Annotated in this window: 26 protein-coding genes; all 26 read left to right on the top strand. The window is 60.5% G+C overall.

The genetic code is table 11. The features are described from left to right. Positions 1 to 40 precede the first annotated feature (40 nt). The 26 genes from AC06G8_RS16280 to pheA all read left to right on the top strand — a co-directional run bounded on the left by AC06G8_RS16280 (position 41) and on the right by pheA (position 26,291). On the top strand, positions 41 to 2,707 hold the full coding sequence (locus AC06G8_RS16280; protein ID WP_447664475.1) for a valine--tRNA ligase: 2,667 nt from the start codon (positions 41 to 43) through the stop codon (positions 2,705 to 2,707). A 96-nt stretch (positions 2,708 to 2,803) separates the two neighbouring features. Beyond that, the gene (locus tag AC06G8_RS16275; protein WP_480283318.1) at positions 2,804 to 4,183 is read left to right on the top strand and encodes a bifunctional folylpolyglutamate synthase/dihydrofolate synthase; all 1,380 of its coding nucleotides are present in this window, start codon (positions 2,804 to 2,806) and stop codon (positions 4,181 to 4,183) included. Positions 4,184 to 4,188: 5 nt separating this feature from the next. Further along, the gene (gene murC, locus AC06G8_RS16270; RefSeq protein ID WP_480283317.1) at positions 4,189 to 5,589 is read left to right on the top strand and encodes a UDP-N-acetylmuramate--L-alanine ligase; all 1,401 of its coding nucleotides are present in this window, start codon (positions 4,189 to 4,191) and stop codon (positions 5,587 to 5,589) included. A gap of 248 nt (positions 5,590 to 5,837) precedes the next feature. Further along, complete coding sequence (locus AC06G8_RS16265) at positions 5,838 to 7,565, top strand: SPOR domain-containing protein (RefSeq protein ID WP_480283316.1); 1,728 nt, start codon at positions 5,838 to 5,840, stop codon at positions 7,563 to 7,565. Between the two features lie 88 nt (positions 7,566 to 7,653). Further along, positions 7,654 to 7,896: a DUF4321 domain-containing protein gene (locus AC06G8_RS16260; protein ID WP_447664471.1), complete on the top strand. Its 243-nt coding sequence runs from the start codon at positions 7,654 to 7,656 to the stop codon at positions 7,894 to 7,896. Positions 7,897 to 7,941: 45 nt separating this feature from the next. Continuing rightward, a complete protein-coding gene (locus AC06G8_RS16255; protein ID WP_447664470.1) occupies positions 7,942 to 8,571 on the top strand; it encodes a Maf family protein in 630 nt (209 codons plus the stop codon). A gap of 61 nt (positions 8,572 to 8,632) precedes the next feature. Next, on the top strand, positions 8,633 to 9,328 hold the full coding sequence (radC, locus tag AC06G8_RS16250; RefSeq protein WP_447664469.1) for a RadC family protein: 696 nt from the start codon (positions 8,633 to 8,635) through the stop codon (positions 9,326 to 9,328). Between the two features lie 42 nt (positions 9,329 to 9,370). Beyond that, positions 9,371 to 10,396: a rod shape-determining protein gene (locus AC06G8_RS16245; RefSeq protein ID WP_447664468.1), complete on the top strand. Its 1,026-nt coding sequence runs from the start codon at positions 9,371 to 9,373 to the stop codon at positions 10,394 to 10,396. A gap of 81 nt (positions 10,397 to 10,477) precedes the next feature. Then, positions 10,478 to 11,296, top strand: coding sequence for a rod shape-determining protein MreC (gene mreC / locus AC06G8_RS16240; RefSeq protein ID WP_447664467.1), 819 nt, complete (start codon positions 10,478 to 10,480; stop codon positions 11,294 to 11,296). Next, positions 11,293 to 11,820 carry a rod shape-determining protein MreD gene (gene mreD / locus AC06G8_RS16235; protein WP_447664466.1) on the top strand — a complete coding sequence of 176 codons (528 nt, stop codon included), beginning with the start codon at positions 11,293 to 11,295 and terminating at the stop codon, positions 11,818 to 11,820. The genes mreC and mreD overlap by 4 nt, the downstream gene beginning before the upstream one ends. An 81-nt stretch (positions 11,821 to 11,901) precedes the next feature. Beyond that, positions 11,902 to 12,567, top strand: coding sequence for a septum site-determining protein MinC (locus AC06G8_RS16230; RefSeq protein ID WP_447664465.1), 666 nt, complete (start codon positions 11,902 to 11,904; stop codon positions 12,565 to 12,567). Positions 12,568 to 12,571: 4 nt separating this feature from the next. Then, positions 12,572 to 13,363, top strand: a complete 792-nt coding sequence (gene minD, locus AC06G8_RS16225; RefSeq protein ID WP_076354307.1) for a septum site-determining protein MinD — start codon at positions 12,572 to 12,574, stop codon at positions 13,361 to 13,363. Between the two features lie 6 nt (positions 13,364 to 13,369). Then, complete coding sequence (locus tag AC06G8_RS16220; RefSeq protein WP_447664464.1) at positions 13,370 to 14,515, top strand: FtsW/RodA/SpoVE family cell cycle protein; 1,146 nt, start codon at positions 13,370 to 13,372, stop codon at positions 14,513 to 14,515. Positions 14,516 to 14,865: 350 nt separating this feature from the next. After that, on the top strand, positions 14,866 to 16,041 hold the full coding sequence (locus tag AC06G8_RS16215; protein ID WP_447664463.1) for a peptidoglycan DD-metalloendopeptidase family protein: 1,176 nt from the start codon (positions 14,866 to 14,868) through the stop codon (positions 16,039 to 16,041). After that, positions 16,034 to 16,906, top strand: a complete 873-nt coding sequence (locus tag AC06G8_RS16210; protein ID WP_447664462.1) for a site-2 protease family protein — start codon at positions 16,034 to 16,036, stop codon at positions 16,904 to 16,906. The genes AC06G8_RS16215 and AC06G8_RS16210 overlap by 8 nt, the downstream gene beginning before the upstream one ends. A gap of 61 nt (positions 16,907 to 16,967) precedes the next feature. Further along, complete coding sequence (locus tag AC06G8_RS16205) at positions 16,968 to 18,248, top strand: Rne/Rng family ribonuclease (protein WP_447664461.1); 1,281 nt, start codon at positions 16,968 to 16,970, stop codon at positions 18,246 to 18,248. A 159-nt stretch (positions 18,249 to 18,407) separates the two neighbouring features. Continuing rightward, the gene (gene rplU / locus AC06G8_RS16200) at positions 18,408 to 18,719 is read left to right on the top strand and encodes a 50S ribosomal protein L21 (protein WP_021881561.1); all 312 of its coding nucleotides are present in this window, start codon (positions 18,408 to 18,410) and stop codon (positions 18,717 to 18,719) included. Between the two features lie 12 nt (positions 18,720 to 18,731). After that, a complete protein-coding gene (locus AC06G8_RS16195; protein ID WP_447664460.1) occupies positions 18,732 to 19,067 on the top strand; it encodes a ribosomal-processing cysteine protease Prp in 336 nt (111 codons plus the stop codon). Positions 19,068 to 19,087: 20 nt separating this feature from the next. Beyond that, on the top strand, positions 19,088 to 19,399 hold the full coding sequence (gene rpmA, locus AC06G8_RS16190; RefSeq protein ID WP_048744637.1) for a 50S ribosomal protein L27: 312 nt from the start codon (positions 19,088 to 19,090) through the stop codon (positions 19,397 to 19,399). Between the two features lie 122 nt (positions 19,400 to 19,521). Beyond that, positions 19,522 to 20,256 (top strand): Spo0B domain-containing protein, encoded by a 735-nt coding sequence (locus AC06G8_RS16185; RefSeq protein ID WP_447664459.1) that lies wholly within the window; start codon positions 19,522 to 19,524, stop codon positions 20,254 to 20,256. Between the two features lie 13 nt (positions 20,257 to 20,269). Further along, a complete protein-coding gene (gene obgE / locus AC06G8_RS16180) occupies positions 20,270 to 21,595 on the top strand; it encodes a GTPase ObgE (protein ID WP_480283315.1) in 1,326 nt (441 codons plus the stop codon). A 150-nt stretch (positions 21,596 to 21,745) separates the two neighbouring features. After that, positions 21,746 to 22,420, top strand: a complete 675-nt coding sequence (locus AC06G8_RS16175) for a class I SAM-dependent methyltransferase (RefSeq protein ID WP_480285458.1) — start codon at positions 21,746 to 21,748, stop codon at positions 22,418 to 22,420. 229 nt (positions 22,421 to 22,649) lie between these two features. Then, complete coding sequence (locus AC06G8_RS16170; RefSeq protein WP_076354318.1) at positions 22,650 to 23,090, top strand: ACT domain-containing protein; 441 nt, start codon at positions 22,650 to 22,652, stop codon at positions 23,088 to 23,090. Between the two features lie 80 nt (positions 23,091 to 23,170). Beyond that, a complete protein-coding gene (locus tag AC06G8_RS16165; protein WP_480283314.1) occupies positions 23,171 to 24,457 on the top strand; it encodes a homoserine dehydrogenase in 1,287 nt (428 codons plus the stop codon). Beyond that, a complete protein-coding gene (thrB, locus tag AC06G8_RS16160) occupies positions 24,457 to 25,428 on the top strand; it encodes a homoserine kinase (RefSeq protein WP_480283313.1) in 972 nt (323 codons plus the stop codon). The genes AC06G8_RS16165 and thrB overlap by 1 nt, the downstream gene beginning before the upstream one ends. Next, entirely contained in the window at positions 25,425 to 26,291 is an 867-nt protein-coding gene (gene pheA, locus AC06G8_RS16155; RefSeq protein WP_447664453.1) for a prephenate dehydratase, read from the top strand. The genes thrB and pheA overlap by 4 nt, the downstream gene beginning before the upstream one ends. The last annotated feature ends 283 nt before the right edge of the window (positions 26,292 to 26,574 follow it).

Below are 26,574 nucleotides of genomic sequence, written 5' to 3'. Positions count from 1 at the left end.
CATAAAAAACGACTTTCATTGATAAGGGTGGAAATCCAAGATGTCAGAGACTCAGCAGCACACGACGGAAATGCCGACGACCTACGATCCGAAGACGGCGGAGCAGAAAGGAACCGATTTCTGGGAAAAGGGCGGTTTTTTCCAAGCCGGCCGGAAGCCTGAAGCGAAGCCTTACACGATCGTCATCCCGCCTCCCAACGTGACGGGCATGCTCCATATCGGACATGCGCTCGATTTCACGCTGCAGGATATCATGATCCGCACGAAGCGCATGCAGGGATACGACGCCCTGTGGCTGCCCGGCACGGACCATGCCGGCATCGCGACGCAGACCGTAGTGGAGAAGAAGCTTCGCGAGCAGGGCATCACGCGCCATGATCTCGGCCGCGAGAAATTCCTGGAGCAGGTATGGGAGTGGAAAGACACGTATGCGGGCACGATCCGCAGCCAGTGGAGCAAGATGGGCCTTTCCCTTGATTACTCCCGCGAGCGTTTTACGCTGGACGAAGGGCTTTCCAAAGCCGTTCGCGAGGTGTTCGTCCGCTTGTACGAGAAGGGGCTGATCTATCGGGGCGCCAAGATCATCAACTGGGATCCGGCAGCACGCACGGCCTTGTCCGACATCGAGGTCGAGTACAAGGAAGTGAACGGGCACCTGTATCATCTGAAGTATCCGCTCGCGGACGGAAGCGGCCATGTGACCGTCGCGACGACCCGTCCCGAGACGATGCTCGGCGACACGGCTGTAGCGGTGCATCCGAAGGATGAGCGCTACGCCGCTCTCGTCGGCAAAATGCTCGTGCTCCCTGTTACCGGACGCGAGATTCCGATCATCGCAGACGATTACGTCGAGAAGGACTTTGGCTCCGGGGCGGTCAAGATCACGCCGGCTCATGATCTGAACGACTTCGAGGTCGGCGAGCGCCACAGCCTGCCCAAGATCATCGTCATGGACGAGAGCGGCGTCATGAACGCCGAGGCCGGACCTTACCAGGGTCTCGACCGCGCCGAAGCGCGCAAGAAGCTCGTCGCCGACCTTCAGGAGAGCGGCGTCCTCGTCCGCATCGAGGACCATGTGCATCAAGTCGGGCACAGCGAGCGCAGCGGCGCTGTCGTCGAGCCTTACTTGTCCACGCAGTGGTTCGTGGCGATGAAGCCGCTCGCCGAGCGCGCAATCGAAGCCCAGAAGTCCGGCGAAGGCGTGAACTTCGTGCCTGACCGCTTCGAGAAGATCTACCTCAACTGGATCGAGAACGTCCGCGACTGGTGCATCTCCCGCCAGCTGTGGTGGGGCCATCGCATTCCGGCCTGGTACTGCGACTCCTGCGGCAAGCTGCATGTCGCCCGCGAGGATCTCGAAGCCTGCCCGGACTGCGGGCATGGAGAGCTGCGCCGCGACGAGGATGTGCTCGACACCTGGTTCAGCTCCGCCCTTTGGCCGTTCTCCACTCTCGGCTGGCCGGACGAGGACAGCGCCGATTTCAAGCGGCACTATCCGAACGACCTGCTTGTCACCGGCTACGACATCATCTACTTCTGGGTAGCCCGCATGATTTTCACGGCGCTGGAATTCACGGACCGCATTCCGTTCAAGGACGTGCTCATGCACGGCCTGGTTCGCGACGCGGACGGCAAGAAGATGTCCAAGTCGCTCGGCAACGGCGTCGATCCGCTGGACATCATCGAGCAGTACGGAGCGGACGCGATGCGCTTCATGCTGTCCACCGGAAGCACGCCGGGGCAGGATTTGCGGTTCCGGCTGGAGAAAGTAGAGCAAGCGAGAAACTTCGCCAACAAGATCTGGAATGCTTCCCGCTTCGCCTTGATGAATCTGGAAGGATTCAATTACGATGATATCGATATAACTGGTCCGCTAGGCACAGCCGACCGCTGGATCCTGCATCGTCTGAACGAGACTTCACGCGATGTGACGAGACTGATCGACGCCTACGACTTCGGCGAAACTGGCCGCCTGCTGTACAATTTCATCTGGGACGATCTGTGCGATTGGTACATCGAGGTTGCCAAGCTGAATCTGTACGGACAGGATGCGGATGCCAAAAAGGCGACTCAATCCGTGCTCGCCTATGTGCTGGACCGGACTCAGCGCCTGATCCATCCGTTCATGCCGTTCATCAGCGAGGAAATCTGGCAGCATCTGCCGCATGAAGGCGAATCCATCACGACGGCCGCCTGGCCGGTCTATGAAGCCGCGCTGGAAGCACCGGAAGCCGTCCGCGAGATGGAGCTGCTCATGAGCACGATCCGCTCCGTGCGCAATATCCGCGCCGAAGTGAACGTGCCGATGAGCAAGAAGATCGAGCTGCAGATCAAGCCTTCCGGCAGCTTCGAAGCCGGCATCCTGAGCGGGAACGAAGAGCTGCTGCGCCGCTTCTGCGGCACTTCCTCCCTGGCGATCGACACGGGACTGTCCGCTCCCGACAAGGCGATGGCCGCCATTGTGACGGGCGCGGAGCTGTACTTGCCGCTCGCGGGACTCCTCGACATCGAGCAGGAGATCGCGAGGCTGACGAAGGAAGCCGCCGTTCTCCGCTCCGAAGTGGAGCGCGTGGACAAGAAGCTCTCCAACGAAGGCTTCACGGCCAAAGCTCCGGCCAAAGTCATCGAGGAAGAGAAAGCCAAGAGGGCCGATTACGAGTCCAAGCTGGAGAAGGTGCTGGCGCGGATCGAGGAGCTGCAGAGCTGATCGGAGCTGCGTCTGTCCTTGGAGGACGGGAGGCCCGACGAAGGGCGCTCGCGCCTTTCGCCGGCGCAAGTCAAACATAAAAGGAAGCGAAACGATATGGACAACCAGGAAACGCATCGACAGGCCGGAGGCCTGCTGAAATCGTACGAGGAAGCGCGGGGATGGATCGAAGGCCTCATCGGCTTCGGCATCCGTCCGGGCCTGGACCGGATGAAGCTGATGATGGAGCGTCTCGGACATCCCGAGCGTCGGCTCCGCTTCATCCATGTGGCGGGAACGAACGGCAAAGGCTCCGTCTGCGCTTATCTGACCGAGGCGCTGACGCGCGGAGGTTATGACACGGGGACGTTCACGTCGCCGTATATCACCAAGTTCACCAACCGCTTCCGCTATAACGGTCAGGATATCGAGGAGGAGACGCTGCTGCGGCTGGCCAACGAGCTGAAGCCGCTCGTGGATGAGATCGCGGCTACCGAACACGGCTCCCCGACAATGTTCGAAGTATCCACGGCGCTGGCGATCCTGTACTTTGCCAAGGTGACCTACCCGGATTACGTCGTATGGGAAACCGGCCTCGGAGGCCGGCTGGACGTGACGAATATCGTGACGCCGGTCATCTCGGTCATCACCAACGTCGGGCATGACCACATGGATGTGCTTGGCAGCTCCATAACGGAAATCGCGTCGGAGAAAGCCGGCATCATCAAGCCTGGCGTCCCGGTCGTAAGCACCGTCGAGGATCCGGAAGCGCTGGCGGTCATCCGCGAGGCGGCAAGCCGCAGCAAGAGCACGCTGTACCAGCTCGGCGAGCAGTTCTCCATCGAAGCGCTGGAGGTGTCGGAGGCCGAGCAGAGCTTCGCGTTCCAAGGCCCGTTCCGCTCCGTGAGTCCGCTGACCGTGACGCTTGGCGGCGCCCATCAGCGCACCAATGCCGCTGCCGCGGTCATGGCGCTTGAGGTGCTGCGCCAGTACTACGCCTTGCTGGTCGACGACGAGCAGCTCCGCGCCGGCCTCAAGGAGGCTGCATGGCCGGGCCGCCTCGAGATGGTGAGGAGCGAGCCGCGTCTGCTGCTGGACGGCGCGCATAATCCCGAAGGAGCGGAGTCGCTGGCGGCGGCGCTCAAGGACGTCTTCAAGTACCGCAAGCTCCATCTGATGATGGGAATGCTGGAGAACAAGAATCATCGGGAAGTGCTGCGGCATATACTCCCTATAGTGGATACCTTTGTCATTACGGAGCCCGCTTTCCGCAAGGCGATGCCGGCCCCTGCTCTTGCCGAGCTGGCACGCTCGGAAGCGGCGGAGCTCGGGGTTTCGCCGGAAATCGTCGTCGAGCCCGATTGGACCGCTGCGCTGCGGCGCCTGGAAGAGTCGGCGGGTCCGGAGGACCTGTCCGTCGCAACCGGCACTCTCTATTTAATCGCCGATGTCCGCACCAGGGTGCTTGGGCTACCGGATTCTGAAAAAGGTTGGTGACCGTCATGACGACTACAGCAGAGCACGTACATTTTATCGGAATCGGCGGCTACGGCATGAGCGCGATCGCCCGCGTCATGCTGGAGATGGGATACAAGGTGACGGGATCCGACGTTGCGCGGGCGGAGCTGGCGGAAAAGCTGGCATCCCTGGGAGCGAGCATCTATATCGGCCATGACGCGGGCAACGTCAAGGGGGCCGATCTGGTCGTCTACAGCACGGCGCTCTCCAGGGACAACGTGGAGCGGCGCGCGGCGGAGGAACTGAAGATTCCGGTGATCCATCGCTCCCAGATGCTGGCCAGGCTCATGAATGCGGGCAAGGGGGTCGCTGTCGCCGGCGCGCACGGCAAAACGACAACCTCCTCGATGATCGCTCTCGTCATGGAGAGCTGCGGAGCGGATCCGACCTACATCATCGGCGGCGAGATCGTCAATGTCGGCACGAACGCCAAGGCGGGCAAAGGCGAATACGTCGTAGCGGAAGCCGACGAGAGCGACGGCTCCTTCCTGCATTACCATCCGGCGATCGCGGTCGTCACCAACATCGAGCCGGATCATCTGGAGAACTACGACGGCGATTTCGCCAACCTGAAGAAGGCCTACGTTCAGTTCCTCACCCAGGTCACTCCCGACGGGAGGGCAGTTGTATGCCTGGACGATCCGATCGTCCGCGAGCTGCTGCCGCAGGCGGCAGGCTCCCTTCCGTCCGAACGCATCCTGACCTTCGGCATCGACGAGGAAGCGGAATTCCGTGCATCGGACATCGTTCTCGGAGACCGCAAGGTGGCGTTCAAGCTCTCCCGTTCCGGCAAAGAGCTCGGCGTCGTGCAGCTGTCCGTCCCGGGACGCCATAACGTGTACAACGCGATGGCTACGCTGATCACATGCATGGAAGCCGGCATTCCGTTCGGCGCGGCAGCCGCCGCGATCAAGGAATTCATCGGGGCCAAGCGCCGCTTCCAGGTGCTCGGAGACGTGAACGGCATCCTTGTCATCGACGACTACGCGCATCATCCGACGGAGATCCAGGCGACGATCAGCGCCGCCAAGGCGACCGGCAAGCGCATCGTGGCCGTGTTCCAGCCGCAGCGCTACACGCGCACCTTCTTCCTGCTGGAGCAGTTCAGCCGGGCTTTCGCCGAAGCCGACGAGGTGATCATCACCGACATCTACTCCCCGGCCGGCGAGCAGCAGATCGAAGGCATCAGCTCGCAGCGGCTCGTGGAGATGATCGTGGAGAACTGCAATGCCAATACACGCTATCTTCCGACCAAGGAAGAGGTGCAGGCCGAGCTCTCGAAGCAGGCCGCGCCCGGCGATCTCATCATCACGATGGGAGCCGGCGATATCTGGAAGGCTGCCGACGGCCTGGCGCGCGAGCTGCGGGAGCGGTACGGGCAATAACATCGGAACAGCAGAAGGAAGAACCTTCGAAACGGCCTGATGCAGGCTTTTTCGGAGGTTTTTTTCTTGCAGGAATCTAGTTCCTGGCAGCGATGCTAGGCCTTTACCCTTTTCCTCCTGTTGCAGCTCCTGCTCCTCTATTCGATCCTGCCTATCAATCTCCTTATCCTTTCTTCCAAAACGAGGAATAACTCTATCGTTCGGACATAGATTAGAGTTAAGAACCGGCATGGCAGGAGGAATGGAACATGACGAAATCGCGGATGACCTATCGTCAGGACGGCCAAGGGAAGCTGGTGCAGGATCAACGCAAATCGCCATTGGCTGCAAGGAGCGGGCACGATGCCGCCGGAGCGAAGGCGCAGGAAAAGGCGCAAGCGCTGACTCAAGGGCATAGGCAAGAAAAAGATCAAGCGCTTGGGCAAGCCCATGTTCCTCCGCAGGAGCAAGTGCTTGGGCAAGCCCGCCTGCAAGCAAAAGAACAACTGCAAGCGAAAGAGCAAAGGAAAGCGAAGGGAAATCCGTTCCGGCATGGGGGGGCGCAACAGTCGGGCATGCGCAAGCAGGCAACGCTGCCGCCGGACTGGAGCCCGGTGCCTGCGGAGTCGCTCTCATCTATGGAGTTCACAGGCGAGTTCAAAGCATGGGAAAGCCCTTTTCAGGATGACATCGATACGTTGGAAAGCCTCATCCGCAAGGAAAAGGGGCGTCCGGCCGGAAGAGAACGGCCGGCTGCCGCCGCAACGGCAGCGGAAAAACGCCGTGCCGGCAAGGCCTTCGGAGCGGACGGGCTCCTCGAAGCCCCATCCGTCCGAACGGATGCCTTACCCGAAGTCCCGTTTCTCTCCGGGGACGAGCTCCTCGAAGGCCGAGCTGTCAAAAGGCCCGGAGAGCGCAGCAAGCCGCAGCTCCCCGATCCGGGCATTCTCTCCGAATGGCCGCAATGGCCGGATGCGGAGCCTGTGCCTGCGGCAGGTACGGAGCTTTTCGAAGGTCCCGTCATCGACTTGGATGAAATTCGCGCTTCAAGGAAGCTTAAATCAGCCCCCGCTCGTCGTATAGAAAGCGGAAGCGCGGGCGGCAGCCGCAGAGGGCCGTCCTGGCCGGCGGTCCTGCTGTCGGTTGCCGGCGCGATAGCGACCGGAGCACTCTTCGGCTACATCGCCTTGGCACTCTTCGCAGGCGGCAGCGTTCTCCCGGCCACAGACGGCGAAGCCGCCGGAAACACGGCTTCGGAGCCGGCGTCCGCTCCTGCGGCATCGCCTCCGGCAAGCGGCGCCGGCTCTCCCGCCGTCAAGACGGAGCCGTCCGCCGACGGCGCTTCGGCTGCTGCCGGCACGGCGGCATACATTCAGGCGGATTGGCCGCAGACGGCTTTCAGCCTGCTGCAGTACGGCGTCTTCTCGGCCAAGGACAGCGCCGCCGCGGCGGCATCCGAGCTGAAGGCCGACGGACTCGGCTCTGCCTCGGCAAAAGCGGACGGCGGCTATCGCGTATATGCAGGCATCTCATCGAAGCGCAGCGGCGCGGAGTCTCTCGCTGCTTCCATCTCCGGCACGGAAGTTTACATCAAGGAAGTCTTGCTTCCTGCAGCCGGCAAGTTTCGTTTCGCCGGTTCCGAAAAGGATGCGAAGGCGTTTGGACCTGCGACATCGGGGCTGATCGCGCAGCTGGCCGACATGACGCTGGCATCTGCAAGCCTGGCGAAGCCTGGCGCTCCGGACAAGGAAGCGATGGCGGAATGGGACAAGCAGCTGGCCTCGTGGCGGCAAGCCTATGCCTCCTTCCGTCCCGGGGTACAGGGCAAGGAGGCGGCGGCCGCGGCCGATAGCCTGGAGTCGGCAGTCAATCAGGCTGCCAAAGAGCTGGATGCCTATATAGCGGCTCCCTCGAAGGCCCGTTTGTGGACGGTGCAGAGCCGATCGATGGATATCTTCTTCGGACAGCGTGCGATGATCGAAACCTTGCAGCCGTGAGGGGAGACAGGTTCTTTACATTGTAAAGAACGGAGGCGATCGCGTATAATGAGGCCAGGTGTCAATCATTGGCGAGAGGCGTTGAACCATGAAGAAAAATGGCTGGACGCTTCTCTTCTTTATCGTGCTTGGACTTGTCGCAGGAGCGCTCGCGAACCGCTGGCTGAAGGATGTTCCGGGGGTGTCGGCACTGACGCGCTCCACGGATATCCGCTGGTCTCCCGCTGCCGATCTGGGCGTCCTCAGCTACAGTCTGGACGCCACCATCCAATTCAGCCTCATCAGCCTGCTCGTGCTCGTGCTTGCGCTGTGGCTGTACCGCCGCCTCTGACCGGAGGACATGGCGGACCGTTATCGAAGAGGAGCATTATCGAACATGAACGATGTCGTTATACCCGACCGGCTCGTACTCGCCTCGGCTTCCCCGCGGCGCAGGGAGCTGGTCGCTGTCCTCGGGCTTGAGCTTCCTGTCCGCCTGCTTCCTACCGGGGCGGATGAATCCGTCACCGGGACGCTCTCTCCCGGAGAGATCGTCCTTGAGCTTAGCCGGCGCAAGGCCGAGGCCGCTGCCGACGCGCTTCGCGGCGAGGAATCCGCAGGATCGTCCGCAGCGAACGATCTCGTGCTCGGCGCCGATACGATCGTCGTGCTGGACGGGGCGGTGCTCGGCAAGCCCGCGGACCGCGAGGATGCCGTGTCTGCCCTGATGGCGCTGAGCGGCCGCAGACATGAAGTCTATACCGGCGTCACCTTGCTTTCCTGTCCGGGAGAGATTGCCGTCAGCCGCTGGCAGCGTACGCTGGTCACGATGAAGCCGTTCGGCATCGAGAGCGCCCGCCGCTACGCGGCTACGGGAGAACCGCTCGACAAAGCCGGCTCCTACGGCATTCAAGGCCTGGGCGGCGTGCTGGTGGAGAAGATCGAAGGCTGTTATACCAATGTCGTCGGCTTGCCGCTGCCGCTGCTTGCGGACATGCTGGCCGAATACGGCATACACGTCATTTAATTCTGCTGCTCCCGTACCTGCGCGCTGCGCCAGGACGGGGGCTTGAAGGCGGTCGGGTCCAATGCCAGTCTCATCAAAAGGGTTAAGCCTGCGCGAGCTTCCAAGCGAAGAACGTCCGAGAGAGCGCATGATCAAGTACGGAGCGGAAGCGCTCAGCCATGCGGAGCTGCTGGCGATCCTTCTGCGGACGGGGACGGCGTCGGAGACGGCGGTGCATCTCGCCTCGCGGATTCTGACCCAGAGCGGCAGCCTGCGCGGACTGGTGGACATGGGCACGACGGAGCTGACGCGGATCAAAGGCATCGGACCGGCCAAGGCGCTGCAGATCCGGGCCGGCATCGAGCTCGGCCGGCGCCTGTCCCAGAGCCGCCGGGGGGAGGCCGCCGTCGTGCGGAGGCCTCAGGACGCGGCGGATTATCTCATGGAAGACTTGCGCTATCATAAGGTAGAGCATTTCGTCTGCCTGTTTCTCAATACCAAGAATCATATCGTCGCGCGCGAGACCATATCGGTAGGAACGCTGAATGCGTCCCTTGTCCATCCTCGGGAAGTATTCCGCGCGGCGATCCGGCACGGCGCGGCCTCGATCGTATGCGCCCACAACCATCCCAGCGGGGATCCGTCTCCGAGTCCGGAGGATGCGGCGCTCACGCGGAGGCTTGCAGAGGCCGGAGAACTGGTCGGAATCGATGTGCTGGATCATATTGTCATCGGCGATGGAGTCTTCATTAGTTTGAAGGAACAAGGCCTCTTGTAATATAATGAATAGGATTGCCGCATTTCAGAAGGGAGTTTGACCATGTTCGGAGGCTCTAAGGATTTAGGGATTGACCTGGGTACCGCCAATACGCTCGTGTATGTCAAAGGAAAAGGAATCGCTGTCAGGGAGCCGTCTGTGGTGGCCCTGCGTACGGATACAAAAACGATTGAAGCTGTCGGCGAGCATGCCAAGAAAATGATCGGCCGCACGCCCGGCAACATCCGCGCTGTCCGTCCGATGAAGGATGGCGTCATCGCGGATTTCGAGACGACAGCCACCATGATCAAATATTTCATTCGCCAGGCGCAGAAGCAGCGCGCCCTGTTCCCGCGCCACCCCAACGTCATGATATGCGTGCCTTCGGGCATCACGTCCGTCGAGAAGCGCGCCGTCGAAGACGCGGCCAAGCAAGCAGGAGCGCGCGAGGCGTTCACGATCGAGGAGCCGTTCGCGGCAGCGATCGGAGCCGATCTGCCCGTATGGGAGCCGACCGGCAGCATGGTCGTCGACATCGGCGGCGGCACGACGGAAGTCGCGGTCATCTCGCTCGGAGGCATCGTGACGAGCCGTTCGGTCCGCATCGCCGGAGACGAGATGGATGAAGCCGTCATCCAGTACATCAAGCGCCTGTACAACCTGATGATCGGCGAGCGCACGGCCGAGCAGCTGAAGATGGAGATCGGCACGGCGATGGCGCTGGAGCAGTCGGAGACGATGGAAATCCGCGGACGCGACCTCGTGACGGGGCTGCCCAAGACGCTGTCCATCACTTCCGACGAGATTACGGAAGCTCTCGCCGATACGGTCGCGGCTATTATCGACGCCGTAAAGATCACGCTTGAGAAATGCCCGCCTGAGCTGTCCGCGGACATCATGGACCGAGGCATCGTGCTTACCGGCGGCGGAGCGCTGCTGCGCAACCTGGACAAGCTGCTCTCCCGCGAGACCGGCATGCCGGTCATCGTAGCCGAGAATCCCCTTGACTGCGTAGCGATCGGTACGGGCCGCTCGCTCGACAACTTGCATTTATTCAAAAACAGAGGCGGCTCCAGGTCCAAGCGCTAAGTCGCAGGAGGAGCGGATGAATGAGACGGGCGGGTGAACGGTTTGTTTAAGCAATTGCGGAACAGGCGGCTCTTCGTTCTCATGATCAGCTTCATTCTTTTCATCGCGGTCATCGGCGTGTCGATCAGCAACCGCTCGGGGCTGACCGCGCCGGAGAAGTTCCTTCGGGATACGACCGGATTCGTGCAGCAATGGTTCTACAAGCCCGCTGGCTATATGGCGGGCTTCTTCCAGGATATCGGGAACTTGCGCGCCATGCATGAAGAGAATGAGCAGCTGCGCATGACGGTGGCCGCTTATACGAGGGACAAGGTGAAATTCAATGCGATGGAGCAGACGAACCAGAGCTTGCAGGAACTGCTGCACTTCACCGAAGCCCAGAAGAAGATCAACGATTACAAATTCCTGTTCGCCCAGGTCATCGCGGTCAGTCCGGATCCTTACAACCAGACGCTGACGATCAACCTCGGCTCCAAGAACGGGGTCAAGGAAAAGATGGCCGTCATAACCGACGAGGGCATGGTCGGCATCATCAGCAAAGTGTCCGAGGTCACCTCCACGATCATGCCGCTGCTTGAGCTGAACGACCAGGCGCCGGGAATATCGGCGACGGCGCTCGGCAAGCAGAAGCAGTCGTTCGGCATCGTCAGCAGCTACAACAAGGAGACGCAGATGCTTCAAATGACGAAGATCGCGGCGGACGACCCGATGACGAAGGGCGATACGATCCTGACCTCCGGACTGAACAATGTGTATCCGGAGGGGATGGTCATCGGGACCGTAGAGTCCATTCAGGACAGCGACTTCGGTCTGACCAAGACGGCCAGCATCAAGCTGGCTGCTGATTTCGATCATCTGAGCGAGGTGCTTGTCGTTCAGAAGCCAGAGGCGATCCAATGAGGATGCAAGGCATCGTAGGCTTGACCTTCCTTGCATTCGTCGTGCAGTCGACGATCATGCCGTGGATCATTCCGGGCGAGTTCGCCGGACGCATCATTCCTCATTTCACGCTTGCCGTCGTGCTTTTCGCGGCTATGTACCACAGCCGGCACTCCGCTCTGCTGCTCGGAGCGGGCTTCGGGCTGCTGCAGGATGTCGTCTTCCGCGGGCATCTGCTCGGCCTGCATGCCTATGCGATGGCTCTCATCGGCTACCTGTTCGGGCTGCTGCTAGAGAGGCGCCGCAGCACGATGATGATGGCGCTTGCCGTCGTCGCGTTCGGCACGCTCTTATATGAACTAGTCCTTTATTTCGTCTACAAAGTGTTCCAGTTCACGCAGGAGTCCTTGTCCTGGGCGCTGGCCGACCATATTCTCCCTAGCCTGTTCCTGCAGCTGGCATTCGCCCTGGCGGCGTACATCCCGCTGCGGCGATGGTTCCAGAACTTGGCCAGGAACCGGTACAGCAAGAAAGAGCCTGAATGAAGCCATACATGAAGCCATGCATGAAGGAAGCAGGAAACCGCCTTCCGCAAGCCGAATTGAGTACGTCAAGGAGGGACGGATGTGACCGACAAACAGCGTATCACGATTAAGGGAGTCAAGGACGGTCTCATCTTCCTCTTTGACGAACAGTGCGAACTTTCGGAATTGATGGAAGAGCTCCAGTTCAAGCTGGAGAAATCCCACCAACAGCTGCTGTCCGGGCCGCTGGTGCACGTGCATGTGAGGCTCGGCGCGCGCAGCCTGGAGGAGGAAGACAAGGAGAGGATCCGTTCCTTGATCCGCCAGAAGGGCAATCTGCTTGTCCAGTCGATCGAATCCGAAGCCGCCGCCGAAGAAGGCGATGCGGCCGGAATGCAGGCATTCAAGCTTATGACGGGAATGATCCGTTCCGGACAGACAGTAGAGCATGATGGAGGCCTGCTGCTGCTCGGCGACGTGAACCCCGGCGGCACGGTCCGCTGCACCGGGGATATATATGTGCTCGGCGCTCTTCGCGGAATGGCCCATGCGGGCTGCGAAGGCCGTGAAGACGTCATTATCGCCGCATCGCTGCTGCGGCCGACGCAGCTGCGCATCGCGGATGTCATCAGCCGCCCTCCCGAGGAATGGATATCGGGAGACGCCTCCATGGAGTATGCCTACCTGGAGGACGGGCGAATGCAGATCGACAAGATGAACCAGCTCGCGCGGATGCGCAAGGAGACGATGCTGTTCAAAGGGGTGTAAAGGCATGGGAGAAGCAATCGTCATCACATCGGGCAAAGGCGGGGTCGGCAAGACGACGACATCGGCCAATCTGGGCACCGCACTTGCTCTGCTGGGCAAAAAAGTAGCCATGGTCGATACCGATATCGGCCTGCGCAATCTGGACGTCGTCATGGGGCTTGAGAACCGGATCATCTACGATCTCGTGGACGTTGCGGAGGGGCGCTGCCGCCTGCAGCAGGCGCTCGTCAAGGACAAGCGGTTCGAGGAGCTGTACATGCTGCCCGCCGCCCAGACGAAGGACAAGTCCGACGTCACGCCGGAGCAGGTCAAGGACATCGTCCTGGAGCTGAAGCGGGAGTACGATTATGTCATCATCGACTGTCCGGCCGGCATCGAGCAGGGCTTCCGCAACGCGGTAGCCGGCGCCGACCGGGCGATTGTCGTCACGACCCCCGAGAATGCCGCCGTGCGGGACGCCGACCGGGTGATCGGCCTGCTGGAGGGCTCCAAGGTTCCGGCCAAGCTGGTCGTCAACCGCATCCGGCCCGCGATGGTCAAGAACGGGGAAATGCTGGACATCGACGAGATTTGCCAGGTGCTGGCAGTCGACCTGCTCGGCATCGTTCCGGACGATGAGCGAGTCATCAAGGCGGCCAATTCAGGCGAACCGACTGTCATGGATCCGAGCTCGCGGGCTGCGATCGCTTATCGCAACATCGCCAGGCGCATACTTGGGGACATGGTTCCGCTGATGCAGCTGGAAGAGAGGCCGGGTAGGCTGCGCAGGCTCGTGAAGTTTCTGGGAATGGGATGAACGTAAGTGCTCAATAGACTCAAAAAAATGGATGTCGGCATTCTGACGCTGCTTGTGTGCTTCATGGTGGTCAGCGCGATGCTGCTCTACAGCGTCGGCGACGGGGATCCGAGATATGCCGGCTACTATAAGAAGATGCTGCAGTTTTATGTCGCGGGGTACATTCTGGTGACTTTCGTCACCTTGGTGGACTACCGCATTATTCTCAAGTTCTGGTATTACTTATACGCCATCGGCATCGCGCTGCTCGTCGCCGTTTTCTTCCTCGGCGCCAAGGTGAACGGCGCGACCGGGTGGTTCAAGCTGCCGGGCGGCTTCAGCTTCCAGCCGGCCGAGGCGTTCAAGATCATCATGATCATCGTCGTGGCCTACATGCTGGGACGAAGGCAGGGAGAAAAGCTGCTGTTCACGCAGGATCTTATGCCGATCGCGGTTTTGGTCGGGCTGCCCTTCATGCTTGTCGTCGTCCAGCCCGATCTCGGCAATGCCGTTATTTATCTGGTCATCCTGCTCGGCATGCTGTGGATCGGCAACGTAAAGTACTCCCATGTCCTGATTGGACTTGTATCCGTCATCGGCGGCGCTCTTCTATTCGTGACGCTGTTCACCTCCTTCAATGCCGAAATCAAGGACTATGCAGAGAAACACGGCGTCAAGCACTGGTATGAGCGGATCAACACCTTCGTCGATCCGACCAACGCGGACAAGGACCAGGCTTACCAGGCGCGCAACGCCAAGATCGCCGTCGGCAGCGGCGGATTGACGGGAGACGGCTTCCTTCAGGGCGATTCCAAAAATCGCGGCGCGGTCCCCTATACGTACTCGGATTCCATCTTCGTCGTCATCGGCGAGGAGTTCGGCTTCCAGGGCTCGGCAGTGCTGCTGCTCCTGTACTTCCTGCTCATTTACCGGATGATCATCATCGCCTTCCAGTGCCTGGACCTGAAGGGCTCGTTCATCATCATCGGGATCGTGTGCATGTATGTGTTCCAGGTGTTCCAGAACGTCGGCATGATGATCGGCATCATGCCGATCACCGGCATCACGCTGCCGTTCGTCAGCTACGGCGGCACGTCGCTGATGCTGAATATGCTCAGCATCGGCATTGTCTTCAGCGTTCGGGCGCATCAGGAGAAGTATCAGCTGGAGTAGCACGGAAGATAACAGAACAACTGCAAAACTCACCCATTCTGTGTGGATGATCCCTTGAGGATGTCGGAGCAGGAGCTGCCAAGCTTCTGCCCGGCATCCTTTTTCTTTTCTCGGTGACGTGCGTGTGGATCTTCAGGGCGGTCTTCGGGTTATCGTGACCGGCCTTATCCAAGATCGTCTACAGAAGATGAGGATACGGCAACGGATCCTAACAGCAAACGAAAAGCAAATGCCATTGCCCAGCCTGGCCCGCTCCGTCCGCATACTTGGATAAGCCTGCTCATAAGGATAAGGAACAAGCCTCCGTCATCTTATCCGGCGGCGGAGATTCCGAAGGGAGCGGGACAAGGATGGATGCGGGAAACAAGGGACGGTTCGATGCCGATTATTCGACCCGGCGCCGCTTGAACGGCGGCCGCAGGCATGAGGAAGCGGAGGCGATCGGGACGGGCAACCGCGAGCGCCGTCAGGAAAGAATCCGGGAATTGACGGAGAGCGGACCCGGCGCGGGGAAGCGTCCGGCTGCCTCGCGGTACGAAAAGGATACGGAGGTTGAACGCGCCTCGTCCGGCTCGCCTCGAAAGCAAGGGGCATTCGGTTCCGGCCCATCCGTTCCCAATAACGGAGGCGCAGGTTCAGGCGCAGGACCTTACGGCACCAGGGTGTACGCTCCGCCGCCGGAAGGGCTTGACGCCGAGCCGGACGAGCTGTGGCAGGAAGCCTGGCCGCTCCCGTCCGAGAAGGATCCCGAGCTGGAATGGAAGCGCAGCGCCAACCCCTGGCAGCGGCTGGAGGAGGCGAGCGGCAGCCTGTCGGCTCCTTTCCGCAAGCAGGAAGGGAGGACGCCCTCATCCGGACGCCGCTCCGGTTCCGGCGGGAGCCGGAGCGGAAGCGGCGGGACCAGCGGCTTCCGCCGGGAGCTGCAGGTGAAGCTGCTGCTCTCCGCTGTCTTGTTCGGGGCTGTATGGGGACTGTTCCAGCTCAGCGGCGGAGCCGCGAGGCAAGGGCAGGCGCTGGTGACCGAGGCGCTGACCGAGCAGATGGACTTCACGCGGTTAGCGGGCTGGTACAACCAGGTATTCGCAGGGGCGCCTTCCTTTATTCCCGGCTTCGGCATTCGGGACGGGGAGCAGACGGCAAGCGTAGGAGGGACGGTCAAGCCCGAAACGGTATCGCCGCTTGAAGGCGGCGCCGTCGTGAAGACGTTCGCCGAGTCGCTGGGCGGCGTGGAGATGGCGGGGCAGGCCGGAGGAGCGGTAAGGGCGGCCGAGCAGGGACGGGTTCAGGTCGTCTCGGCCGATGACGCCAAGGGACCGACGATCGTCATCCAGCATGCCGACGGCCGCACGACCTATTACGGCCAGCTGGGCGAGGCCGGCGTGCAGGTGAACGATTGGGTGACGGCCGGGCAGGTGATCGGCAAGATGGGATCCGCTGCAGCGGACGGAAGCTTGCCCCTGCTCTATTTTGCGGTGAAGGACAACGACCGCTACGTCGACCCGGCGGAAGTGGTTCCGCTTGATTAACATCCGGGGAGTGAGGTGGAGCCTTCATCCCTTGTTCGCGGTGCTGATGCTGTTGTCGGTGATGACAGGTTATCTTGCCGAGCTCCTTACCCTCTTCACGCTCGTCTTCGTCCATGAACTGGGACATGCGGCGGCAGCCTATGGATACGGATGGACGATCAGGGAAATCAAGCTGCTGCCGTTCGGGGGCGTAGCCGAGCTACAGGAGAAGCCGGGAGCGCCGGCGCACGAGGAGGCGGTCATCGCCCTGGCCGGACCTCTCCAGAATGTATGGATGGCGGCCGCGGCCTGGGGGCTGGGCTCGCTTGGATGGATGGACGCGGGATGGGCGGACTATCTGGTGCGCGCGAACCTGCTCTTGCTGGCTTTCAATCTGCTGCCGATCTATCCGTTGGACGGCGGCAGGCTGCTCTGGATAGCCTGCGGGCTTCGCTTTACCTTTTATTCGACGCTGAGGCTGAGCGCATGGACCGGAATGGCGTTCAGCCTCGTCATGATCGGTTACGCGCTGCTGCCGCAGCTTCACCGCAGCAGCGGCATCCAGGCCAATCTGCTGGCGATAGGGCTGTTTCTGCTGGCGACCAATTGGACCTACCGGAAGCATATCCCCTTCCTATTCTTGCGTTTCCTGGTGAACAGGGAACGCGGGGCGAGAAGGCGTATTCGGGAAGGCGTCCGGGCGAGGCCGATCGTCGTGACGCAGCGGCATCCGGTCTGGACGACTGCGAGACTGTTCCTGCGGGACCATTATCATCTCGTCTACGTGATGGAAGAGCGGGGCCGGATCGTGAAGGTGCTGCCGGAGCAGAGGATCGTCGAAGGATATTTGACGGGAGATCGTGCAGTTTCCGACCTTTTGAGGTAGAATAAGAGGCAAATCGAACGGTCTTGCAAAGACCGCGGGGGGCAGGTGTCACCGTCATATCATGAGAACAATGCTGATTCAGGCGAACGGTGCGCTGCTGCAGACGGCGGTGCTTCAGGGCGGGCGCGTCATGGAGTTTTTCATGGAGGATGCTTCGGAAGGCGGTTTGGTCGGCAATATGTACAAAGGGCGCGTCGTCAACGTGCTGCCTGGCATGCAGGCGGCATTCGTCGATATCGGCCTGGCCAAGAACGCGTTTCTGTATATCGACGAGCTGCTCCATCCTGCAGCCGATCACGGCAAGGACAAGCCGGCCATCGCGGATTTGGTCCGTGTCGGCCAGGAGCTGCTCGTGCAGGTCATCAAGGAGCCGATCGGCGGCAAAGGAGCGCGGGTAACGACTCAGTTTTCCTTGCCGGGAAGATGGCTTGTCTATATGCCGGGCGCGGATTATGTCGGCGTATCCAAGAAGATCGGAGCCGAGAGCGAGCGCAGCAGGCTCCGAGGCGTCGGCGAAGAGCTGCGCAGAGGCAGCGAGGGCATCATCATGCGGACCGTGGCGGCCGGCGAGAGCCTGCACTCGCTGCGCCAGGACCTGATGCAGCTCAGGGAAAGCTGGGAAGCGGTGGTGAAGAAGGCCAAAGGGCTCAAGTCGCCCCAGCCGGTCCTTCGCGAGGCGGCTTTGATGAGGCGGACGTTCCGCGACGCCTTCACGCCGGGCACCGAGGTGTATTGCGACGATCGGTCCCGATACGAGGAGGCGCTCAAGCTGGTCAAGGAGCTGGCGCCGGGCAGCGAGGCGCGGCTTCATCTGGCGGACAAGCAAGGCGGCAAGACCCTCTTCGAGCAGCATGGAGTCGCCGAGCAGCTGAGCGCGGCCTTCCAGACGCGGATCTGGCTGCCCAGCGGCGGCTACCTCGTCTGGGAGCAGACCGAGGCGCTTACGGTCATCGATGTCAACACGGGCAAGTTCACCGGAACAAGCGGTCTGGAGGATACGGTGTTCCGCACGAACATGGAGGCGGCCCGCGAGATCGCCCGCCTGCTCCGGCTGCGCGACGTGGGCGGCATCATCATCGTGGATTTCATCGATATGGAAGACGTCATCCATCGGGAGAAGGTGCGCCATCAGCTCGAGGACGCCTCGCGGGACGACAGGAGCAAGTGCCAGGTTCACGGCTGGACCCGGCTCGGCCTGCTCGAGATTACCCGCAAGAAGACGCGCAAGAGCATCGGGCCCAGATTCCACGAGATCTGCGGCAGCTGCGGCGGGAGCGGGCAACGGTATGTCGGGCTCTCCCCGCGCGCGAAGGCGGGTCAGGATGGACGAGCTTCGACATAGCTATTGTATGAGTGCCTAGGATATGGTACACTACTTTGGTGTATGTCCCCCGAGGACATATATGGTACCGCACCGGACGGGTTTTCAAGCCGGGATTTCGCTCGTCGATTTCCCCACCTTATCCAGGCGAGTCTTCGACTATAAGGAGGTGCACCATCCATGTTCGCAATTATCGAAACAGGCGGCAAGCAATACAAAGTTCAGCAAGGCGACGTTCTCTACATCGAGAAGCTGAACGCCGGCGAAGGCGATACGGTAACGTTTGATCGCGTCCTGGCCGTATCCAAGGACGGAGGTCTCGTGACGGGTTCCCCGATCGTTTCCGGAGCTACGGTTTCCGGCAAGGTCGAGAAAATCGGCAGAGGCAAGAAGATCATCGTGTACAAGTACAAAGCCAAGAAGAACTACCGCCGCAAGCAAGGCCACCGTCAGCCGTACACGAAAGTCACGATCGAAAGCATCCAAGCGTAAGCCGGTGCTCTCATGATTGTGGTTACGTTCATCCGGCGATCCGGTGACCGGCATATTACCGCCTTCTCCGTCAAGGGGCACGCGAAGTATGCCAAAGCGGGCAAAGATATCGTATGCGCAGGTGTATCCGCCGTTACGGTGGGCACCGTGAATTCTATTGAGGCCTTGGCAGGCGTCGCCCTGCCGGCCGTCATGAAGAATGGATGGCTCCAATCGGAAATTCCAGCTCTGCAGGACGAAACGGTCGATGGCCGGGTTCAGCTGCTTCTGGAATCCATGGTGGTGATGCTGAGCGGAATCGCCGATTCCTACAGCAAGTTCGTCACCTTGAACGAAGAGCTAGTTTAACGAGAAGGGAGGACACCGACATGTTGAAACTGAATCTTCAGTTGTTCGCTTCCAAAAAGGGCGTAGGCTCCACGAAGAACGGACGCGACAGCCAATCGAAGCGCCTTGGCGCCAAGCGTGCTGACGGCCAAGTCGTAAGCGCGGGCAGCATCCTGTTCCGTCAACGCGGAACGAAGATCCACCCGGGCAACAACGTGGGCATCGGCAAGGATGACACGCTGTACGCTCTGATCGACGGCGTCGTCAAGTTCGAGCGTTGGGGACGCGACCGCAAGAAAGCCAGCGTTTACCCCGTTGATCTGGCTCCGGTAGCTGCAGCAGTAGAAGCTTAAGTTCACGAGAGACGCGACCCGGCCTGATTTGAACAGGCCGGGTTTTTTTGTCAACAAATTGCCGGCTGCATACGGAGTTGGCTGGCCAGGGCATCCTTAAGGCAGAAAGTGGGATAAAACGTATGAATCGCATCGGATCGGCTAAGCTGTATGCAGCGGGGTCTGTCCTGCTGCCTGCAGCAGGCGTGATCATTCGGCCTTCCTTTCTATGGACGCATATTTTGTTCATTCTGTGGGCCGTTGCCGCAGCTGCCTTATGGATTGTCCAGGAGCGCAAGGAGCTTGAGGACCGCGCCAGACGCGCCTCCGCTCTTCAGCAGCAAGCCTCCATCCGTACGCTGAATCATCACCGGCATGACTGGATGAACGATTTGCAGGTGCTATATGGCTATATCCGCATCGGCAAGCTGGAGAGGGCTGCTGCCAGCGTGGAACGGATTCGGGACAAGATGGCGGTGGAGAGCAAGATCGCTCACCTTGGCATTCCGTCTCTGGTCGCCTATTTGCAATCTTTCCGCACGCACAGCCACAACCTGGTGCTTGAAGTGGAAGTCGAGGACAACCTCACGCTGGAGGATTTCCAGCTTGACCGAGACCGGACCGCGGATGCCCTGATCGAAGTCATCAACGCTTATCGCTTCGGCGTCAAGCCGGGAATCGGCGATCCTGCCGTCCTGGTGCTGAAGCTGTCCCGCGCAGCCGATGAGCTGATGGTGGAGCTGGAGTTCGCCGGGGAGCTGCGAGACGGCGATGAGCTGGTAGATAAATTGGAGCAGCGTCTGCGCGGAACCCCGCTGCAGGCCGTCAGCCTGAAGCAGTTCCGCCATGTGCTGCTTAAGGCTCCGCTCTGCGCATAATTGGAGGCTAATCATGTTTGTCGATAAAGCAAAAATATTTGTCAAAGGCGGAGACGGCGGAGACGGCATCGTATCGTTCCGGAGGGAGAAATACGTGCCCGAGGGCGGTCCTGCCGGCGGAGACGGCGGCCGTGGAGGCAATGTCATCTTCCGTGTGGACGAGGGCTTGCGCACGCTGATGGACTTCCGCTATCAGAAGCACTTCAAGGGCGAACGCGGCGAGCGGGGCCGGCCGAAGAGCATGCATGGCGCGGGAGCCGAGGATACGATCGTACGCATCCCCCCGGGAACGATCATCATCGATGACGACACCGGCGAAATTATCGGGGATATGACTCGCCACGGACAACAGGTCATCGTCGGCAAAGGCGGACGGGGCGGACGGGGCAACCCGCGCTTCGCGACGATCAGCAATCCCGCTCCCGAAATCGCGGAGAAGGGCGAGGAGGGCCAGGAGCGCTGGCTCGTGCTGGAGCTCAAGGTCATGGCCGATGTCGGGCTCGTCGGTTTCCCGAGCGTGGGCAAATCGACGCTGCTGTCGATCGTATCCGCCGCCAGGCCGAAGATCGGCGCCTATCACTTCACGACGATTACGCCCAATCTCGGCGTTGTCGATGTCGAAGAGGGCCGCAGCTTCGTCATGGCCGACTTGCCGGGCTTGATTGAAGGCGCGCATGAAGGCATTGGCCTCGGCCATGAATTCCTGCGCCATGTCGAGCGTACCCGAGTCATCATCCATGTCGTCGACATGTCGGGCACCGAGGGACGCGATCCGTTCGAGGACTGGCTGAAGATCAACGAAGAACTCGTGCTCTACAACGCCAAGCTCGCCGAGCGTCCGCAGATCATCGCAGCCAACAAGATGGACATGCCCGATTCCGCCGCGAATCTGGAGCTGTTCCGCCAGAAGCTGGCAGAACGCGAAGAGGAAGGCCACACCTACGACATCGTTCCCATCTCCTCGCTGACGAAGGAAGGCATTCAGGAGCTGCTGTACAAGGCAGCCGCAACGCTGGATGAAATTCCGGAAGCGCCTGAACTCGAGGAGGTCAAGGAAGTCGAGGAGCGGAAAATTTACCGTCATACCGAGAAGAAGGAAGAGCCGTTCCGCGTTTACCGCGAGAACGACTACTACGTCGTGGAGAGCGAATCGTTCGAGCGTCAGCTCAAGCGGATTCACCTCAACTCGTTTGACGCCGTGAACCGCTTCGGCCGCATGCTGCGCAAGATGGGCGTCGATTCCGCGCTGCGGAAAATCGGAGCCAAGGATGGAGATACGGTGCATCTCGGCGAATTCGTGTTCGAATTTTTCGAGGGAAGCGAGTACTCCCCGGAATAAGAGGCAAGCAGGAAATCGGGCCGGGAGAAATCCGGGCCTTTTTCTTTGCTCATTTATAGATAGTTCCTATGAAATCATGGTTATTTTATATTTCTAAACAATAATTGATTCCCTTATGATGGGACTAAGAAAAGAAACGGGGTGGCAGCGATGGGAGATCGGGTCCAGCAGCAATTCGATGCGGTATCGTCTCGATACGACGCACAGCGGAGAATGCTGATTCCTTGCTTCGACGATTTTTACGGGATGGCGGCCTGGGCCGCCGACAGCGACGCAGCGGAGCCGAGAATACTGGATTTAGGCGCGGGAACGGGTCTGATGTCCTCCTTCATGAGACAGCGTTACCCGAAAGCGCATATCACGCTTACGGATTTCACGGCAAGCATGCTGGACAAGGCGAGAGAACGATTCGCCGGCGACGGCCGAGTCGATTTCGTGCAAGCGGACATGACGGGCGAGCTGCCCGAAGGGCCTTACGACCTGATCGTTTCCTCGCTGGCCATCCATCATTTGCGGCATGAGGATAAGCGGTTGTTGTTCGGCAGCGTGAAGGCGCGGCTTGAAGAAGGAGGCCGATTCGTCAATGCCGATCAAGCCGCGGCAGAGTCGGCATTATTCGACCAGCTGAACCGGGAGCAGTGGCTGAAGGATATCTATGACGGCCGCTTGGCCGCAGAGGAGGCGGACGCCTCCGTGCTTCGACGGGAAGTCGACATCAACGCGAAAGTGTCCGAGCAGCTTCTCTGGCTGGCGGAAGCAGGCTTCTCCAGCGTCGACTGCGTATATAAATATAGGGATTTTGCGGTGTTCTGCGCCGTGAAATAAATGACCGCACATCTTTGTTCCGCTAAGAAACATGAGAATAGATAAGGAGAGCAACAAAGCTGCCGGATGATCGTCGGTCCGGCAGCTTTTCTGATTGATGTTTATTCGTTATAATGAACATAAATTCGTTAAAACGAACACAGGACATGAAATCAACGGTTGCCGAAAGAATCGGTTTTCCGTATAATGTCCTCTATGGAAGCACATATGTCTACGCTGGGAGGACGAAATGTTGACGGAGCGATATTATGTCGTCCGCGAGGATTTGCTGCCCGAAGCCATCATCAAGACGATCGCGGTCAAGGAGATGCTGGCGCGCGGCGAGGCGGCCACCATCCATGAGGCGGTGGAGAAGGCGGATCTGTCGCGCAGCGCGTTCTATAAGTATCGGGAAGGCGTGTTGACGCTGGGAGAACTGGAGCGGGGATCGATCATTACGGTGTCCATTGATTTGGAGCACCGGGCCGGCATTCTTTCCCAAGTGCTCAGCATGTTCGCGGCCCGCGGCGGCAACGTTCTGACGATCCATCAGAGCATCCCGCTGCAAGGATCGGCCAATGTGGTGCTCTCGGTAGATACGGCCCCGATGAAGGACGAAGTGTTCGCATTCGTGGACGAACTTCGCTTGGTGCCAGGCGTTAAGCGGGCTTCGGTCATCGGCCAAGGATAGGAAAGCGCTGCGTCCGGCTCTATCGATGCCGGATCGGACATAAGCACTGCGACTAAGGAACAGGAAACGGGGGAATGGCGATGAAGCCGGTTAAGGTAGGATTGCTCGGACTAGGAACGGTGGGCACGGGAGTCGTGCGGATCGTGGAGGGCCATCAGGCGGATCTGCGCAGCCAGGTCGGATCTCCGATCGAGATTGAGAAGGTGCTCGTGCAGAATGTCGAGAAGACGAGGGCGATCGGCATCGACGCGGCGAAGCTGACGACCGATCCATGGGAGATCATCCGCAATCCGGAGATCGATGTCATCGTAGAGGTTATGGGCGGCATCGAGAACACGAAGGAATATATTCTCGAAGCGCTCTCGCGCGGCAAGCATATCGTCACGGCCAACAAGGATCTGATGGCGCTGCATGGCCGCGAGATTCTTGCCAGAGCCAGCCAGCAGCGCTGCGACGTTCTGTACGAAGCCAGCGTGGCTGGCGGCATTCCGATCATCCGCACGCTGAACGAAGGCTTCTCCTCGGACCGCATCACCAAAATCATGGGCATCGTCAACGGCACGACCAACTACATCCTGACGAAAATGAGCCAGGAGGGAGCGTCCTACGCCGACGTGCTGAAGGAGGCCCAGGATCTCGGCTATGCCGAATCCGACCCGACCTCCGATGTGGAAGGGCTGGATGCCGCCCGCAAAATGACGATCCTCTCCCGGCTCGGCTTCCGCTCGGAAGTCAATCTGGAAGACGTGTCGGTCAAGGGCATCTCCTCCGTCTCCAAGGAAGACATCGCCTACGCGAAGCGGCTCGGCTACGAGGTCAAGCTGCTCGGCATCGCCGAGCGCCAGGACGAGTCGATCAGCGTCAGCGTGCAGCCCACGATGGTGAAGGCGACTCATCCGATCGCCTCGGTCAACGGGGTATTCAACGCTGTGTACGTCCATGGCGAGGCTGTCGGGGAAACGATGTTCTACGGCGCGGGCGCCGGAGAGCTGCCGACGGCGACCTCGATCGTGGCGGATCTCGTGTCCGTGGTGAAAAACCTGAAGATCGGCGTCAACGGTCAGCAGGGCGTCATTTCCTACAACGAGAAGCGCCTCAAGACCGACGAGCAGATTACGTCCAAAAACTTCCTCCGGCTCCATGTCGCGGACAAAGCCGGCGTTCTCGCCCGGATTACGCAAGTGTTCGCCGAATACGAAGTCAGCCTCGAATCCGTCATCCAGCAGCCGAACGCGGAGCTGAAGGAAGCGGAGATCATCGTCATCACCCATAACGCCAGCAAAGCCGCGATGAATAAAGTTCTGGACGCCTTCCAGACGCTGGACGTCATCCAGAACGTGCAAAGCGTCTACCGGGTGGAAGGCTGATGGGCATGCGAAGCGTGCTGGTGCGAGTCCCGGCCAGCACGGCGAACCTGGGACCGGGCTTCGACTGCCTCGGCATGGCGCTGTCGCTCTATACGTGGATCGAGATGAAGCCGGCGGAGAAGGCTGCGGTCATCCGGCTTCATGGAGAAGGGCTTGAAGGCATCCCGCTGGACAAAAGCAACTTGATCTACAAGACAGCCCAGCTTGTCTTCCAGGAAACGGGAACCGATCTGCCGGAGCTGGAAATCGATATGTACAGCGATATTCCGCTGACTCGCGGTCTCGGCAGCAGCGCAAGCGCCATTGTCGGCGCTCTGGCAGCGGCGAACGAGCTGGCCGGCGGCGGCCTCGACCGCGACGCCTTGCTCCAGATCGCCACCCGTCTGGAAGGGCATCCGGACAATGTCGGCGCATCGCTGTTCGGCGGCATTATCGCGGCGGCCTGGGACGGCACGCGGGCAGACTGTCTGCGCATCGAGCCGCCGGCCGGACTTGCCGCTCTCGTGGCGGTTCCGCGCTTCCAGCTCTCGACCGAGAAAGCCCGGCATGCGTTGCCGGAGCAGCTGACGATGAGCGACGCCGTGCATAACATCGGCCGCAGCTCCCTGCTCGTGGCCGCTCTTGCCGGCGGCCGGCTCGACATGATCCGCCATGCGATGAAGGACAAGCTGCATCAGCCTTACCGGGCGGCGCTCATTCCCGGCATGGCTGAAGTTCTTGAAGGCGCGGCGGATCACGGGGCGCTCGGAGCTGCGCTGAGCGGCGCCGGCCCGACGCTGCTCGCCCTGATCGAGAACGGAAGCCCGCGAAGGAGAGAGCTGGAGGCGTTCCTTCTCTCGACCTTGTCCGCTGCAGGAGTCGAGGCGGAATTGATGCTGCTGCAGCCCGATTCCGCCGGCGCTGCCGTCCTTGAGGGCGGCGATCCCGCCCTGCCTTTCGCAGAGCGTATCAAAGGAGAAGTTCATTCATGATCAAAGTCGCATTGCTTCCGGTCGTCTCCACCTCCGACGAGGCTGCCCGCAGCCTGTGCGGAGAGAACGCCGAGAGAGTCTATTACCCGATGATATCCGATGTTTTCCTGGCCACGGCGGAAGGAAAGACCGATTACAGCGTCATCCCGATCGAGAATACGATCGAGGGCTCCGTCAACCTGCATATGGACTGGCTGCTGCACGAAGTGGACCTGCCGATCCAGGCGGAATGGATCTATCCGTCCCGCCAGCAGCTCATCGGCCGCAAGGACGAGCTGCTCGGAGCCGGAGGAGAGCCGGAGTACGGCCGCATCGTCAAGGTGTTCAGCCATCCCGTTGCGCTGGCCCAGTGCCAAAGCTTCCTGCGTGGCCATCTCCAGCATGCCCAGTGGGAGCCGGTCAGCAGCACCGCGGAGGCGGTTCGGATCGTATCCGAAAATCCAGGCCAGGGCTGGGCTGCGATCGGGCTTACGCTGGCGGCGGCCCACTACGGCCTTGACGTGCTGCGCGAACGGGTGACGGATCACGAAAACAACTACACCCGCTTCCTGCTGGCCGGTCCGAAGCCGTTCGAGCTGCGCCAGTCCCCCGTCCGCAAGACATCCATTCTCGTGACGCTGCCGGAAGATTATCCGGGCGCGCTCCATCAGGTGCTTTCCGCCTTCGCCTGGCGAAGGATCAACCTCGGGAGGATCGAATCCCGTCCGACCAAAAAGCGTCTCGGCACGTACCATTTCGTCATCGACATCGAGATGGCTCTGGACACCGTCCTCCTGCCGGCGGCGCTGCAGGAGATCGAAGCGATCGGCTGCCAGGTGAGAGTGCTCGGCACCTACCCGAGCTTCGGCAGCACGGCTGATTGAGTAGTTAACGAAGTGCTGAGCATCCATCTTTTCGGCTGCTGCCGGATGCGCGTATATGTGAAGGGTCTGCCCTTAGTCATTCTCGCGACTAGTGGGACAGCCCTTCTTTGCGTTCAGGGCCAAGCCGCGGGAATACGAGCCGGCTGCGATTCGTACGGATATTCGGTACGATTCCCGGCAGGGCTTGTATTTTTTTCATGAAAAGGGAGACAGACGCCTAATCGCTGCATACGATGTAACGACGGGCAGATAGGCTGCAGTCCTGCCGCTGCGCACAGCATGC

The sequence above is a fragment of the Paenibacillus sp. SJS-P3 genome (assembly GCF_056711585.1).
This window is presented reverse-complemented; position numbering and strand designations above follow the sequence as displayed.